Here is a 13,676-nt window from a genome sequence, read left to right on the forward strand (position 1 = left end):
TGTGCCTCCTAGTTTTTTGCCGTGTATTTTTTAATTGCTGGTAAAATGTCTTTACCAATCAGCTCAATATTTTGCTTTAATTGATCAAATGAAACGCCACCGAAATCCATTTGGGCGATATACCGCTGATGGCCGAATTGTTCATGCTGATACAGAATCTTTTCAATGATTTGCTGCGGGCTGCCGACATTGATAATACTGCGTGTATCCGCTGCCTGTGCAAAACCCTGCTTCGGAAATCCCTGTCCGTTCGTTTTTTTCATCCCTTCATTAATATGGGGATAATACTCTTTCAGCGCCTGCTGTGTTGTTTCAGCCGTATAGAAAAAACCAGCCGTAGAAACGGGCAGCTCTGATGGGTCGAATCCGCTTTGCTGCGCCGCTTCACGATAAGCATCAATCGTTCGCTTAAATGCAGAAACCGGTCCGCCTAAATGAGCCATGAACATTGGAACACCTGCATAACCGGCCTTAATCGCACTGGCAGGTGTGCCACCAACGGCACGCCAAATCGGCAACGAACCATTTTGTGGACGCGGAAGAACCCTGGCATTTTTCAATGGCGCACGGAATTCCCCGTTCCAATTGACAACTTCCTCTTCATTGATCTTCCTTAAAAGATCAAATTTTTCTTCGTACAGTTCTTCATAATCACGAAGATCATATCCCAATAAATCATAAAGCCCTACCCTTGACGCACGACCGGCAACAATCTCCGCACGACCCTTTGAAATCAGATCAATCGTTGCGAAGTCCTCATATACACGTACAGGATCCAGCGTACTGATAATCGTCGAGGAGCTGGCGATTTTTATTTTGTCTGTTGCCTGAGCAATTGCTGACAAGACAACCGAGTGCGCCTGCGTTGCGAAATATTCCTGATGACTTTCCCCAACACTAAAGAAATCAAGACCTGCTTCTTCAGCAAGCTTAGCCAGTTCAATGATTTCATGAAGGCGCTGCTGGGCAGAAATCCGCTCACCTGTTGATGGATCAGGCAAATGATCTCCCAGCGTATAAAGGCCAAATTCCAGACCTTTGCTTGGATCAATACGGTATTTTTCCATTTATATCTCAACCTTTCATTTCTAAATGATTTATATTGTCTCACCTTGCATTATCACCTTCATTGTTCCCCATCAATATGTTATTATGAACTATAATAAAAAATAATGGAAGTACGCACTTTCATGTCATATAGTATACAAAAAGATACTACTGGAGGGATTAACATGGACATAGAGCCGGAATTATGCCGTGTGGAGGATGCTTTAGGTATATTAGTCGGCAAGTGGAAGCCGATTATTCTGCTGCATTTGCTGAAGGAAGGTACGCAGCGATTCAGTGAACTGAAACGAAATGTGCCCGGAATTACCCAGAAGATGCTGACAAAGCAGTTACGGGAATTGGAAGATGAAGATATTATTGAACGGGTTGTATACCCTCAGGTTCCGCCAAAAGTGGAGTATTCCATCACCGAATATGGCAAGGGCCTGGAACCCATATTGGCAGCCATGCATGAATGGGGAAAACAGCACGTGATGCATAAGAAGCAAAAAATAAAAGCAGAAAATCGTTAACCGGGACCTATCTGCTTAGAAAACGATAGGCCCAATTAAAACAAATGTATAGATCTTATTAGAGTCTTTAAACGACATTTTATTTGGTTTTACAGGCAATCTATTTCTTCTGTTAATTCACAGTTTCCACACTTTATCTCTGATTTGCAATAATCATTTTATAAACTTCATAAGATTCTATTCTAACTGCATCCTCCTCAATGAACCCAATTAAGTTTCCAAATCATTCATAAGTGATGTTACCTATCCATTGTATAATAATGCAACAGTCAAACCACCTATTAAATTTTTCATACTCCTATTCTACTATGACAAACAAGATATTCCAAAATAATACATTTTTCTGACCCTATGCAATAGGCGTTCATTCAGTATCAATAACTCTTTCGTCCCAGTAGTTAAAAAGCCTGTACAAACGCTACGTTCGAACTATTGTACAAATTAATGTGAGTAGTAAAATTATTCATAACACGATTAGGAGGAGGAAATTTTATGCAGCGGAAATTTTTATATTTAGTTGTCGCTATTTTGTTCCTATCTTTCACCTCTACATCAGTCTTGGCACAACCTGTCGAGGTGCAGGATACTGAGTCGATCCATTTCGATGCTACAGTTATCGATGGCCACAATGACACAATGATGAAGGTGATCAATGAGGATACATGGCTTCCTGAAACAGATATCGGAGACGAAACATCATTTCAGCTTGATATCCCTAAACTGCAGACAGGCGGAATCGACGCACCCTTCTTTGCGGCATATACTTCGGGGTATTACGACAATAATCCTCGCAGTATAAGCAGGACATTAGCCTTGATTAATGCTTTGTATTGGACAGAAGAACAAAATCCTGATGACCTCAACATCTCTTCCACTACCAAAGAAATCAGACAAGCAGTCAAAGATAATAAAATTGCAGCTATCCCGACAATCGAAGGTGCCTACTCCCTGCAAGAACACAATGCATTGGGGCTTCTGCATCAATACGATGACCTTGGCGTAACAGTCCTCGGTTTTAATTGGAATTATTCCAATGCCCTGGGAGAAGGTGCTGACAGAGTATATGGCGACTCTGAAAGAACGCCCTCTGAAGGTGGCCTGACAGCGTTGGGTGCTGAGGTCGCTCAAGAAATGAATGATATTGGTATGGCTATTGATGTCTCACATATGTCCAGAAACACCTTCTGGGATGTCATGGAAGTCACTGAGGCTCCCGTCATTGCCTCCCATTCAGGTGTTAATGGAATGAAAAATCACCAGCGAAACCTTACTGATGAACAGCTGCTGGCACTTGAAGAAAATGGCGGGTTGATCAACATCGTATTTTATCCTGCATTTTTGACAGACGACTCAGAAGGATATGTTAAAGATGTCGTCGACCATGTCGAATATGCTGTTGATTTGATTGGCATTGACCATGTCGGACTTGGCTCTGATTTTGACGGTGCCTCGATGCCGTCTGATCTTCAGAATGCATCAGAAATGCCTGGAATTACGGAGGAACTAGCAAGCAGAGGATATTCAAAGCAGGAGATTGAAAAACTGCTTGGCGGAAATGCACTGCGTGTACTTAAAGAAGTCGAAAAAGCGGCAAAGTACGATCCATATGAACGCGGTGTTAGCCCTGTCATAAAGCCGGATTATGAGATGGGCGAGATCATTGACGTCAGGACACCACTTCTGAAAGCAGACATCGCGACGAAAAAAGGACCAGCTGTTGATGAAAACAGTTTAAAGGTTATTGTAGATGGCATCACCTACGAACCTGATTATAATGAAGAAACATCAACATTATCACTGCAGCTTGAAGAAGACTTGCAGGAACGTTTCCATGTGGTAACCTTTGAAGCTGCTAACAAAACAGGGAAAGTTACAAGAGAGACAAGGATATTTTATATTGGTGATTAAATGAATTTGGATCATCTACAATTGTAATACCCAGCAAATTTTTAAAGGGCAGGATTATCAATTGAATCCTGCTCTTTTCTATTCGTTTGAAAAAGAAGTTACTGCTCTATGATTATTATCAAGCCTATACCGAAAGAAAGACCGCAAATACATGGTATAATAAAAATTATAATATATTGGCTTTACATGAGGGGTCAGGTACACTTTCTTTCCTTCTCGGAGCCTTCCTGTGGAGGGAAGTGCTACCTATGGGTATGGTGAATGTTTTAACGCTAATGGTTAATAGCATTAAATCATGTCCGACAAAAATAACAAAGGCCCCCTCAATGGCTCGAGCCAATCACTGCGTACGGTTCATGTCATTGAACTGACCTACTGCAATTTAACAAGTGTTCTCCCACGTACGTTACCATTCAAGATATCCCTTAATACATTAGGAAGTTCGTTTAATGAAATTTCTTCAACCAAGTCTTCATGCAGCATGGCCGGTTTAAGATCATCGCCAAGACGATGCCAGATGTTTACCCGCTGATCCATTGGGTACTCAACTGAGTCGATACCAAGCCAATTAATGCTTCTTGAAATGAAAGGAATTACTGTTGTTGAAACCTCTGTCCCACCTGTTAAACCACATGTAGCGACAGACCCGCCATATTTCAATGTGCTCAGAATGTATTGAAGTGTTTTACCGCCTACAGGATCAACAGCTCCAACCCATTTTTCGTCACGCACTGGCGTCTGATCTGTATCAACGATCTCCTCGCGATTAATAACATCTTTTGCTCCTAACCTTTTTAAATAATCCGTTTCACGGGATTTACCTGTACTGGCTGTAACGTCATAACCTCTTTTAGCCAGCATATTGACGGCAATACTGCCCACGCCGCCTGTAGCACCTGCAACCAAGACAGGACCCTGACCGGGTTTCAAGCCATTATCTTCAAGCCTTTGGACGGATAACCCTGCGGTAAAACCAGCTGTCCCAAGGATCATAGCTTCTTTTAGAGACAAGCCTTTTGGCAGGGGAACTACCCAATCTGCAGGTACTCGGGCCACTTCGCTAAACCCTCCAGAATGGCCTGTGCCTAATTGGTAGCTCGTCACAATGACCTCATCACCCACTTCAAACCGACCATCTTGTGAATCAATTACGGTGCCTGCTAAATCAATGCCTGGTATTAAAGGGTAAGATTCGACAAATTGTTGATTGATGGCTACTATTCCGTCTTTAAAATTAACACTGGAATAAGCAACACGAATGGTTAAGTCGCCTTTCGGTAAATCACCCATGTGCAATTGTTTGACATTTAAATTCGTCTGATCACCGATTTGATCGAGTACTAGTGCTTGAAACGTATCCATATTTTAAACAAACTCCCTTCATAACAGCTAGTCATCTAAAAATTTAATGATGGTATTCACAAATACAAGTACTGTTGTTTATTGTAGCAATCAATTGAGGCGTTTATAAATTAATATGCTTTATAGGAAAGCAGCGCAGTGAAATTCACGAATCCATTTCTGTTAGACTTGCGATAACAACTGGATATATCCCAGTATTTAAGCCAAGTCCTAAGGGATCATTATTTTAAAAATGCTAACCTTTTTGTTAGGGCGTTCAATTGGAGACGTTTCAAACTCACATGGCACAATAATTGTTCCTGCCGTTATTACCTTGTTCTTTCCGCAGACGACGATCACCTTTCAGTTTTTTTCGCCAATGGCATCTGATTCAAAAAACCCATTTTAATCATCAAGTTCAAAGTATCTTCACCATATAAACCTATTTCCGACATCAGTCTTCCAAAATCAACACCGATATCCTTTCTCATGACGGTTGAAAGCGCTGTCGCATAATGCCCCATGATCATTGATACAAAAACAGATATTTTGAACAGCATTAAACGATCTGAGAATGGGGGAACTGTACTATCCGTCACATCACTTTCCAGTGTTTGCAGATGAGGCAAGTCATGCCTGTCCAACAAGTCCTGCATGACTTCAAGATGTTTTTTTGTGAGTTGCTCACCACGCTTAAAATGTTTTTGTAGCTGTTTTGATGACGTAATTTGGACAAAGCTGTTCAGCAATTCTTTTTTCACTTCCACATGCCGGAAACATGCTGTAATCCTTGTAATCTCCATAGTATTTAACGGACGGTTCCCTGAAAACCATCCGCCTACAAACGATTGGTCCTGAACCTTCTCAATACTGCCAGGCGTTGGGACTTGAATTTTCGGGTTTAACAGCCCCTTTTTGTCCATAAGGCCAGTGAGTTCCTCAATCAAATCAACTGTACGCGTCAAACACGTATAATAGTACTGACGCACATCAGCATGTGTCGATTCGGCCAGAGCGACAGTGTAAAGTGTACCGGCATCTTCCGCCAGCGAATATTTCAATAACAGGATAAACGAGTCATTATATAGGGGGGGGTGCTGTCATATTAAAATCTTCACCCGAAAAACCTTGCGGAAGCGGGTGATTATAGTGGCGAAATAATTCCCTAGCCCCATCCACTTCGTATGTAGCTAAACTTAGTGCATGTTCAAATGAATGTTTTATATCTGTATCATTGGCAATTTTGATCAAATATTTGGTGAATCCGACTGCCATCGTATTACCAAGGTAAGAACTCCAAAGATTTGTAACTTCCTGTGCCGTTAATTGTTCTGTATTATCCAATGATAACGCCTCCAGCATTTAAAAGTCTAATTTATTTTTCCCTTCAGTTCATGAATGTATTCAAGCAGCTAAAAGGTCTAAGTATAATAATGAGTTGACGTCGTAAAAGCTATCCGCTATAGTTATATACATAACTATATAACCGTAATACTATATAACCATTATCAAGGTGGTGATTGCCCATTGATTAAGCCGTTTAATAATCATAAACCTATTTTCCTGCAGGTTCGCGAACAAATTGAAGATCAAATTTTAAACAACCAGCTGAAGGAAGATGATCAGGCTCCTTCAACAAATCAATTGGTTAATGTTTATAAAATCAATCACGTTACAGTTTCAAAGGGGATAACACAGCTGGTTGATGAAGGGATATTGTACAAAAAACGAGGGGTCGGCATGTTCGTCACTGAAGGTGCAAAAAGAAAACTTATTCAAAAACGAAAGAAAGCTTTTGTGGATGATTACGTTGTCAGGCTCATCCAGGAAGCGAATAAGCTGGAAATATCGGAAAGCGAAATCATTTCGCTCATCAAACACGTAAAAAGGAAGTGATCAGTATGAAGCTTGAAGTGGAAGTGAATAACGTGTCATTATACTATAACGGTTTTGCAGCATTGAAAGATTGTTCTTTTAGAATGGAAAGCGGAAAAATCTATGGTCTGCTTGGACGAAATGGTGCGGGGAAAACGTCCCTCCTTACATTGCTCGCATCCTTCCGGAAAGTAACGGAAGGTTTCATTGAAATTGGTGGTGAAGATCCCTTTGAAAATGCCAAAATCATGCAGCATGTAGCATTTCATTACGAAACCGACTACAAAGAGGAATGGGAAAATGTCAAGGGTATGCTTAAAAATGTTGAACGGTACCGTCCATATTTTGACCGGGATTATGCCCTATATCTGGCGGATCGTTTTAAACTGCCATTGAAAAAACCGATTAATAAACTTTCCAAAGGGATGCAATCCGCACTTGAGGTAACGATGGGGCTAGCAGCACGGGCACCAATCACGATTTTTGATGAGACCTATCTCGGCATGGATGCACCAGCACGAGAAATTTTTTATCAAGAACTGCTGGAAGATCAGACAAATCATCCGCGCACCATGATTTTGTCAACACATCTTGTTTCAGAAATGGATTATTTATTTGATGACGTCATTATGATTGATCAAGGATTATTCGTACTGCACGAAGACTACGAAACACTGGTGTCTAAAGGCGCATCGATTACCGGTCCTGCAGAGGAAGCAGATAAATTTGTCAGTGGTATGACCCAGCTCAACGAACAGCATTTAGGAAATACAAAAGCCATTATGGTTTATGGTGAGTTGGATGATGCACGCAGAAGCGAAGCACAGCGAAGAGGTTTGGAGGTTGGTCCTATTTCCCTGCAGGACTTATTCATTCATTTAACAAGTGAGGAGGTTTAATATGAGTCAAAGATCTTTTTTCTCTAAAATTGCGATTGATATGTTTACCTTACAAATGAAGTGGACCTTGTGGTTTTTATTTTTTGTTGCATTGGCCCATATCATTTTCATTTTCATAAATTCTGGGAACTCAATGATGGACTTTATGGCGTTTTCACACGGTTCCGCCAAAATTTATATGCTCGTGATTGGGCTTCTTTCAGTATACGCATTTCTGACATATTATGTCCATCATGGTTTAACCAGAAAAGATTATTTTATAGGATCAGCTATTTCCGCAGCCGGAATTGCCCTTGTAATGACATTTGCTGTAACGCTATTAACCGGTTTGGAATATCCCTTTTGGGAATAATTGATTCACCGGTAACACTGGATCGATCGTTAACTGGAAATGGCGATAACAGTATTGGTATCTTTTTGCCAAAAGACATTATGGATTCATCCATACTTGTTCATAGCAGCAGCTGGTTAGTATCATTTTTTATGTATGGTTTAAACACACTTGCTTATTATGTTGTCGGCTGGATGATTAGTGCAGGCTTCTATCGATTTGGCTGGTTTATCGGATTAGGATTTATCGTATTGTCGTTCGTATTTATCACGACTGGTGATTTGCTTTGGGGAACTGAATTGGATGAACCGTTATCTCATTGGCTGCCATTCGATTCGATCAGCCTCCCGCTTTATGGATCATTTATTGGTACCATCATGATTGTAGGGGTTATGCTTTGGCTTATTCGAATGTTCACCCGAGACGTGACGATTAAAATGTAAAGCCATAACACCCAATATTTAATTGGCAGGAGGGGGGCTTCCTGCCAATTCAATTTTCATCAAATCTCCAAGGTCTTCTCAGAAGTTTTAATCACTTTCTCCGCCTTCTGGAATATAAGGTAAACTTAACGTATCCGGTAAATTGATGACATGTGTTTCGATATAGGCCAGCAGCCCTTCTTTTCCATATTCCCGTCCAATCCCGGATTGTTTCACACCACCGAACGGGAAACGGACATCCAAGCCTTGAACGGCTGCTGTATTAATCATTGTCGTGCCAGCCTGTATGCGTCTGGCAATTTTAACAGCGTGCTCTTCTTTACCCCAAACAGAACTGGTTAAGCCATAAATGCTGTCATTGGCCAATTCAAGTGCATGCTCATCATCATCAAATGGCAAGATCGGCACAGTTGGTCCGAATTGCTCTTCCACAACGATCGGGTCTTTATAGTCAGCGCCCAGTACTACGGTAGGCTGCATAAAATAGCCTTTGTCATATAAATCCTGATCAAGTACTTTTCCAAGTTTTATGACCTCTGCACCTTTACGTTCGGCATCGTCAACCAAGTCTTGAACAACCTCCGTTTGCTTCTTGTTGTTGACAGCTCCAATCGTGACATTCTCATCGAATGGATCACCGACACGAATCCACTTGTTGGCGGCTTCAATGTATTTTTCCACGAACTTATCATATATTTTACGGTCAACATAAATTCGCTTAGCAATCATACAAATTTGGCCTGCTGTCAAAAAGTTGGAGATGACTAACCGGTGCATCGCTTCTTCATCATCAACATCAAAATCATCCAACACAACCGCAGCATCGTTGCCGCCCAATTCCAGCGTCATATTCTTAATCGTGTCAGCGGCGGATTTCATAATATCTTTTGCTGTTTCAGTGCCACCCGTAAAAGCAATTTTAGCGACTTTTTCATTTGATGTCAGCTCAACCCCTACATCCGCTTCACCGTGCACCAGATTCAAAACACCAGGCGGAAATTCATCCGCAATGATTTCAGCTACTTTGCTGACGGCTAATGGGGCCAAAGGACTTGGCTTGAGAACCATAGTGTTGCCGGCCAACAAAGCGGGGGCAATTTTTATCGTTGACAGTGAAATAGGATAGTTCCATGGCGAAATAGCGGAAACAACGCCAATCGCATCCCTGGCAATAATCGTTTTGCCGCCACCATCATGTTCGTTGATCTCACTGCTCAGTACATCTTTCACATTATCACACGCAAATTCCATCCAGGCTAACGAAACACCAATTTCACCTTCTGAATCATAAACCGGCTTCCCATGTTCCCTGGAAAGAAGCTGGGCAATCTCGGGTGTCTTATCTTTAATGGTTTGAATAGCTTTTCGCATTCGTTCGATACGCTCGTCAAGCGCTGACTTCCGCCAGCTGGCAAAAGCATCATTTGCCGCATCAATCGCCTTGATCGTATCTTCCTTCGTATTAACCGGTGCATACCCAACGACTTTATCCGGATGTGCCGGGTTTTCCCTTGGTTCCTGCTTTTCAGCCTTGTATTTTTCGCCATTGATAATCGCATCAATGACGACTGGCTTGTCTGACATCTAAATCCCTTCCTTTCCTATCGTTTGTTCGGTATTTATCAACTAACAATTCTGCTATTATTTTAACTGCGATAAAAAATATCATACAAGAAATGTGTTTGCATGAAACTGAAACACACACCTGGTAACACATAATCATATAGTGAACACATAACAAGAATGCGGCATAATATGATACAAGTGATCAAATATGGCTTTACAGCAAAATGAAATTTTTCCATCTGGGATTATTAAAAATGTCTTCATTAAACGTATGCAGGAAAAGAGCCGTAATGCTTACACCACATTCAAACCCATTCCCGTAATGAGAATGGGTTGACCCATTTTGAAAGGAGAGCTAACCACCCTATTCACGAGCAAGATTGATGGAGTGGTTAATTCTTTCGGTTTGACAAGATCGCAGCCACTAATGACCCAAAGGAAATCATTAGAACCAGCGATTCAAATACTGTCATGTGTTGTCATCCTTCCCTTTTGAATCAGGAATTTTCAAAGGTCACCCTTTACAGAAACATTAACCATAAATTCAGATTTGCTGGAGTAATCATGTCTAATACATAATGTTTTTGATATCCTTTTTATATTGCGATGATGTTTAAGGCTATGCAGATGCCGGCTTGTCCTATGACAATGCTTGTAAAAACCAAAAGAAGACCAAGCGTCAGAGCTTAGTCTTCCTCAATATATATACATTCGTGCAATGGTGGGCGTCCTAACACAAGCCATAATTTGATGAATAACTCAAGCCTGGGCTGTGAGACGTTATTGAATATTTTACTGATATTTGGCGGCTGCATGTCTAATTGCTCGGCAATATCCTTTATGTAAATATTTTTCTTTTTGGCTATTTCTTTAAACCGGTTTTTAATGACCGGCTGCTGGCTGTTTTCCATGAATGGATTGATAGCATCAAAATGGCTGATCTGTTCCATTTTATCAATAACAGAACCCACCACAAAATCCTCAATTTTATAATTGTCATGTCTGTTTTTATCTCGATGGCGGTTGATTAAATTTTCTAACTCAGTCAGTTCTTTAAGCTGGTTATACGTTTCATCTTTCAGTTGGATTGTTATTTCTTTCATGTATAGATCACCTCAGAGCCGGACAAGCTATAGCTGAAAGGAGGATAACCGATGGCAGACCTTAAATTCGCGCTTCAAAATGATAAAGAAGAAGATGTGATTAATGTTATACACGAAACATTTGATAAAGGCAGAAATGGATAGGGTTCTGACGGACAATTGAACCCATCCGTTTTAAAGAAAGCTCTCTTTATTTATATTCCCTGCCTTAACGAAAAATACCTTTTTTGGTACGATTCCCCTTCCCCCTTACCATAAGGCTGTAGCACAGAGCAGTCCGAACATCAATTTTCTCCCGCTTTTATACAGATTTATCCAGTTCACCAGCACGATAAACTTATACTAAGATTTTATCCGCTAAACGATTTATTTCTATGCTTCTATGATAAATAAATAATTATAAAAATATTCATTTTTTAAGGTATGTAAAAAGTGGCGACACTTTCGCCACGCTATGAAGGAACTTTTGGCATTTGCTATTAAATTAATTTCTAATAAAAGCATTTTTCTATATTCTTCTTCCATAGACGTTTATAATAAAAGTTGTCATTTATAATACAGAAATAAGGAGAATGGCTATGGATTATCAGAGTATTACTGTCGCGGGCAGCGGCGTATTAGGAAGTCAGATTGCCTACCAAATTGCGTTCGAAGGATTTGATGTATCCGTATACGACATTAATGATGACGCAATAAAAGATGCAAAAGAAAGAATCGCGAATTTGAAGCCACGTTATCAGAAAGCTGCGAAAGCAAGTGAAGCAGATGTCAATGCAGCATATAACCGTATTTCCTTCCATACTGATTTATCAGAATCAGCTCGTAATGCAGATCTCGTGATTGAAGCGATTCCTGAAGTTGTCGATATTAAAACTGATTTTTATAAAGAATTAGGGCAAGTGACTCCTGAAAAGACTGTTTTTGCAACGAATTCTTCTACGTTAATGCCAAGTCAATTTGCAGAAGCAACTGGCCGTCCGGCGAAATTTTTGGCATTACACTTCGCCAATGAAATCTGGAAAAACAATACAGCGGAAATCATGAAACATCAAGGAACAGATCCAGAAGTATTTGATGACGTGATTAAATTTGCAAAAGCTATTGGAATGGTTGCTTTGCCATTACATAAAGAACAGCCTGGCTATATTTTGAATTCGTTATTAGTCCCGCTTTTGGAAGCCGCTCAAAAGCTTCTGGTGAAGGAAGTTGCTGATGTGGAAACAATCGATAAAACATGGATGCTGGCAACAGGAGCACCTCAGGGCCCATTTGCCATCCTGGACGTTGTAGGGATCAAAACCGCCTATAATATTACACTTGCAAAAGCGGAAAAGACAGGCGATCAGGAGTTCAAAAAATTAGCCGAGTTATTGAAAACAGAGTATATCGACAAAGGAAAACTTGGAAAGGAAACGGGAGAAGGGTTCTACACATACCCTGAGCCGAATTTCATGGAAGAAGATTTTTTAAAAAATGAATGAACATGTCTTTAAACACTAAGAAACAATCATAAACGGTGAAGACATAGAAACAGCCTATGTTTTAAAAACAGTCCGTTTCGAATAAATTGGACTGTTTTTTAATGCAAAGAGCTTTCCGGACGTTGAGAGGTCGGATAAATAATGAAGACAAAATATTGAAAGGGGTTATTTATGAAGAAATGAGATACGTCTCATCTCTTCATGTGAGTGGAACAAATCGGTCATTTACAGGCGCACATTTCCCCTCTTCCAGGAATACATTAGGCGCATAACCAGGAAAGGGTGAATAAAGTGCCGACATCATTACCTGTTCATATTGAGCCAGCAAAAATAACCAGCGGACCGGACATTGAGGTGGTTTATCCAATGGTGTTCGATATGCGGGATCAGTTAATGGAAGCGTTCATCAACCAATCAATTATGTATGAAACGCAACATATGATTAACAAGCAAATTAATGATATGCCGACCTCGCTTGCGGAAATGGACGGTTCATTTGAAATCAAAAATAATCAGCGTGATATCTTGAGTTTATCCTTATCGAATTATGCCTATCATGATCAAGCTGCACATGGCATGACTTATATCATATCCCTGACTTTTGACCTACAGCAACGAAAACGCTGCAATTTAAGTGATTTGTTTAAATCAGGAAGCAATTACGTTGAACGGCTATCTGACCTGATAAATGGGCAAATCCTGCAACGTGATATCCCAACCTTCGACGATCAAGTCGATATTCAGCCTGAACAGGATTTTTATATCGCCGATAAATCGCTTGTCATCTATTTTCAGCTGTATGAAATAACGCCTTATGTTTTCGGATTCCCAATGTTTCCGATATCTGTCTATACCATCGAGGATATAATTGATAAAAACGGTCCGCTCGGGCGTATGGCCGTTCATCAATAATGATTTCAATAAAAGTAACTTACCCTTGAACCTTACGTGATTCTATGTTTTATCGTTTACCTAACAAATGACAAGAAGACACAGCTGGACGATATGAAAGATTACTATAATCATGTTGATGTTCATACATTAAAAGAGACAGCATATGAATTCAACATGATTCTTGAAAAAATCCGGTCAGAAAAGGAAAAAGGGACCTATCCCAACAGTTCCGAAGTACGGAATTGGCAAAGAAAT

The 13,676-nt window shown here is 40.4% G+C and carries 15 protein-coding genes; 8 read left to right on the forward strand and 7 right to left on the reverse strand.

Features of this window, described 5'->3' with window-relative positions; translation table 11 throughout:
* Positions 1-8 precede the first annotated feature (8 nt).
* On the reverse strand, positions 9-1,067 hold the full coding sequence (locus BM195_RS12530; protein WP_090238745.1) for an LLM class flavin-dependent oxidoreductase: 1,059 nt from the start codon (positions 1,065-1,067) through the stop codon (positions 9-11).
* Between the two features lie 165 nt (positions 1,068-1,232).
* Between BM195_RS12530 and BM195_RS12535 the strand changes: the two genes are divergently transcribed.
* Complete coding sequence (locus BM195_RS12535) at positions 1,233-1,580, forward strand: winged helix-turn-helix transcriptional regulator (RefSeq protein ID WP_090238748.1); 348 nt, start codon at positions 1,233-1,235, stop codon at positions 1,578-1,580.
* A 492-nt stretch (positions 1,581-2,072) separates the two neighbouring features.
* A complete protein-coding gene (locus BM195_RS12540) occupies positions 2,073-3,488 on the forward strand; it encodes a dipeptidase (RefSeq protein ID WP_090238751.1) in 1,416 nt (471 codons plus the stop codon).
* A gap of 372 nt (positions 3,489-3,860) precedes the next feature.
* On the opposite strand, the gene BM195_RS12545 is transcribed toward BM195_RS12540, so the two are convergent.
* The 3 genes from BM195_RS12545 to BM195_RS12555 all read right to left on the reverse strand — a co-directional run bounded on the left by BM195_RS12545 (position 3,861) and on the right by BM195_RS12555 (position 6,173).
* Entirely contained in the window at positions 3,861-4,850 is a 990-nt protein-coding gene (locus tag BM195_RS12545) for an acrylyl-CoA reductase family protein (RefSeq protein WP_090238753.1), read from the reverse strand.
* A 335-nt stretch (positions 4,851-5,185) separates the two neighbouring features.
* Positions 5,186-5,890 carry a DUF3231 family protein gene (locus tag BM195_RS12550; RefSeq protein ID WP_090238757.1) on the reverse strand — a complete coding sequence of 235 codons (705 nt, stop codon included), beginning with the start codon at positions 5,888-5,890 and terminating at the stop codon, positions 5,186-5,188.
* A gap of 19 nt (positions 5,891-5,909) precedes the next feature.
* Positions 5,910-6,173: a DUF3231 family protein gene (locus BM195_RS12555; protein WP_170848253.1), complete on the reverse strand. Its 264-nt coding sequence runs from the start codon at positions 6,171-6,173 to the stop codon at positions 5,910-5,912.
* Between the two features lie 183 nt (positions 6,174-6,356).
* Here BM195_RS12555 and BM195_RS12560 point away from each other — a divergent pair, with 183 nt between their 5' ends.
* From BM195_RS12560 to BM195_RS12575, 4 genes are read left to right on the forward strand one after another with little or no spacing between them, the layout of a single operon-like run.
* Positions 6,357-6,725: a GntR family transcriptional regulator gene (locus BM195_RS12560; protein WP_090238763.1), complete on the forward strand. Its 369-nt coding sequence runs from the start codon at positions 6,357-6,359 to the stop codon at positions 6,723-6,725.
* 5 nt (positions 6,726-6,730) lie between these two features.
* Positions 6,731-7,603: an ATP-binding cassette domain-containing protein gene (locus BM195_RS12565; protein ID WP_090238766.1), complete on the forward strand. Its 873-nt coding sequence runs from the start codon at positions 6,731-6,733 to the stop codon at positions 7,601-7,603.
* A 1-nt stretch (position 7,604) separates the two neighbouring features.
* Positions 7,605-7,955, forward strand: coding sequence for a hypothetical protein (locus BM195_RS12570; protein ID WP_090238769.1), 351 nt, complete (start codon positions 7,605-7,607; stop codon positions 7,953-7,955).
* Positions 7,946-8,377 (forward strand): hypothetical protein, encoded by a 432-nt coding sequence (locus tag BM195_RS12575; RefSeq protein WP_090238772.1) that lies wholly within the window; start codon positions 7,946-7,948, stop codon positions 8,375-8,377. Before BM195_RS12570 ends, BM195_RS12575 begins: the two co-directional genes overlap by 10 nt.
* An 87-nt stretch (positions 8,378-8,464) precedes the next feature.
* Here the strand turns inward: BM195_RS12575 and BM195_RS12580 are convergent, their stop codons facing one another.
* From BM195_RS12580 to BM195_RS12585, 3 genes are all read right to left on the reverse strand, one after another.
* The gene (locus BM195_RS12580) at positions 8,465-9,961 is read right to left on the reverse strand and encodes an aldehyde dehydrogenase family protein (protein ID WP_090238775.1); all 1,497 of its coding nucleotides are present in this window, start codon (positions 9,959-9,961) and stop codon (positions 8,465-8,467) included.
* A gap of 374 nt (positions 9,962-10,335) precedes the next feature.
* A complete protein-coding gene (locus BM195_RS19195; RefSeq protein ID WP_425283921.1) occupies positions 10,336-10,416 on the reverse strand; it encodes a putative holin-like toxin in 81 nt (26 codons plus the stop codon).
* Between the two features lie 213 nt (positions 10,417-10,629).
* Positions 10,630-11,046, reverse strand: coding sequence for a helix-turn-helix domain-containing protein (locus tag BM195_RS12585; RefSeq protein ID WP_090238778.1), 417 nt, complete (start codon positions 11,044-11,046; stop codon positions 10,630-10,632).
* A gap of 578 nt (positions 11,047-11,624) precedes the next feature.
* On the opposite strand from BM195_RS12585, the gene BM195_RS12590 reads away from it, so the two are divergent.
* Both BM195_RS12590 and BM195_RS12595 read left to right on the forward strand, forming a co-directional pair.
* On the forward strand, positions 11,625-12,527 hold the full coding sequence (locus BM195_RS12590; RefSeq protein ID WP_090238781.1) for a 3-hydroxyacyl-CoA dehydrogenase: 903 nt from the start codon (positions 11,625-11,627) through the stop codon (positions 12,525-12,527).
* 291 nt (positions 12,528-12,818) lie between these two features.
* A complete protein-coding gene (locus tag BM195_RS12595; protein ID WP_170848254.1) occupies positions 12,819-13,439 on the forward strand; it encodes a DUF3298 and DUF4163 domain-containing protein in 621 nt (206 codons plus the stop codon).
* Positions 13,440-13,676 lie beyond the last annotated feature (237 nt).

Source organism: Lentibacillus halodurans (genome assembly GCF_900112045.1).
Classification (GTDB): Bacteria; Bacillota; Bacilli; order Bacillales; family Amphibacillaceae; genus Lentibacillus; species Lentibacillus halodurans.

Coding starts and splice junctions, on each gene's coding strand:
- BM195_RS12585 (WP_090238778.1), bottom strand. CDS start 11,046: ATGAAAGAAATAACAATCCAACTGAAAGATGAAACGTATAACCAGCTT.
- BM195_RS12580 (WP_090238775.1), bottom strand. CDS start 9,961: ATGTCAGACAAGCCAGTCGTCATTGATGCGATTATCAATGGCGAAAAA.
- BM195_RS12570 (WP_090238769.1), top strand. CDS start 7,605: ATGAGTCAAAGATCTTTTTTCTCTAAAATTGCGATTGATATGTTTACC.
- BM195_RS19195 (WP_425283921.1), bottom strand. CDS start 10,416: ATGACAGTATTTGAATCGCTGGTTCTAATGATTTCCTTTGGGTCATTA.
- BM195_RS12590 (WP_090238781.1), top strand. CDS start 11,625: ATGGATTATCAGAGTATTACTGTCGCGGGCAGCGGCGTATTAGGAAGT.
- BM195_RS12565 (WP_090238766.1), top strand. CDS start 6,731: ATGAAGCTTGAAGTGGAAGTGAATAACGTGTCATTATACTATAACGGT.
- BM195_RS12540 (WP_090238751.1), top strand. CDS start 2,073: ATGCAGCGGAAATTTTTATATTTAGTTGTCGCTATTTTGTTCCTATCT.
- BM195_RS12530 (WP_090238745.1), bottom strand. CDS start 1,067: ATGGAAAAATACCGTATTGATCCAAGCAAAGGTCTGGAATTTGGCCTT.
- BM195_RS12545 (WP_090238753.1), bottom strand. CDS start 4,850: ATGGATACGTTTCAAGCACTAGTACTCGATCAAATCGGTGATCAGACG.
- BM195_RS12535 (WP_090238748.1), top strand. CDS start 1,233: ATGGACATAGAGCCGGAATTATGCCGTGTGGAGGATGCTTTAGGTATA.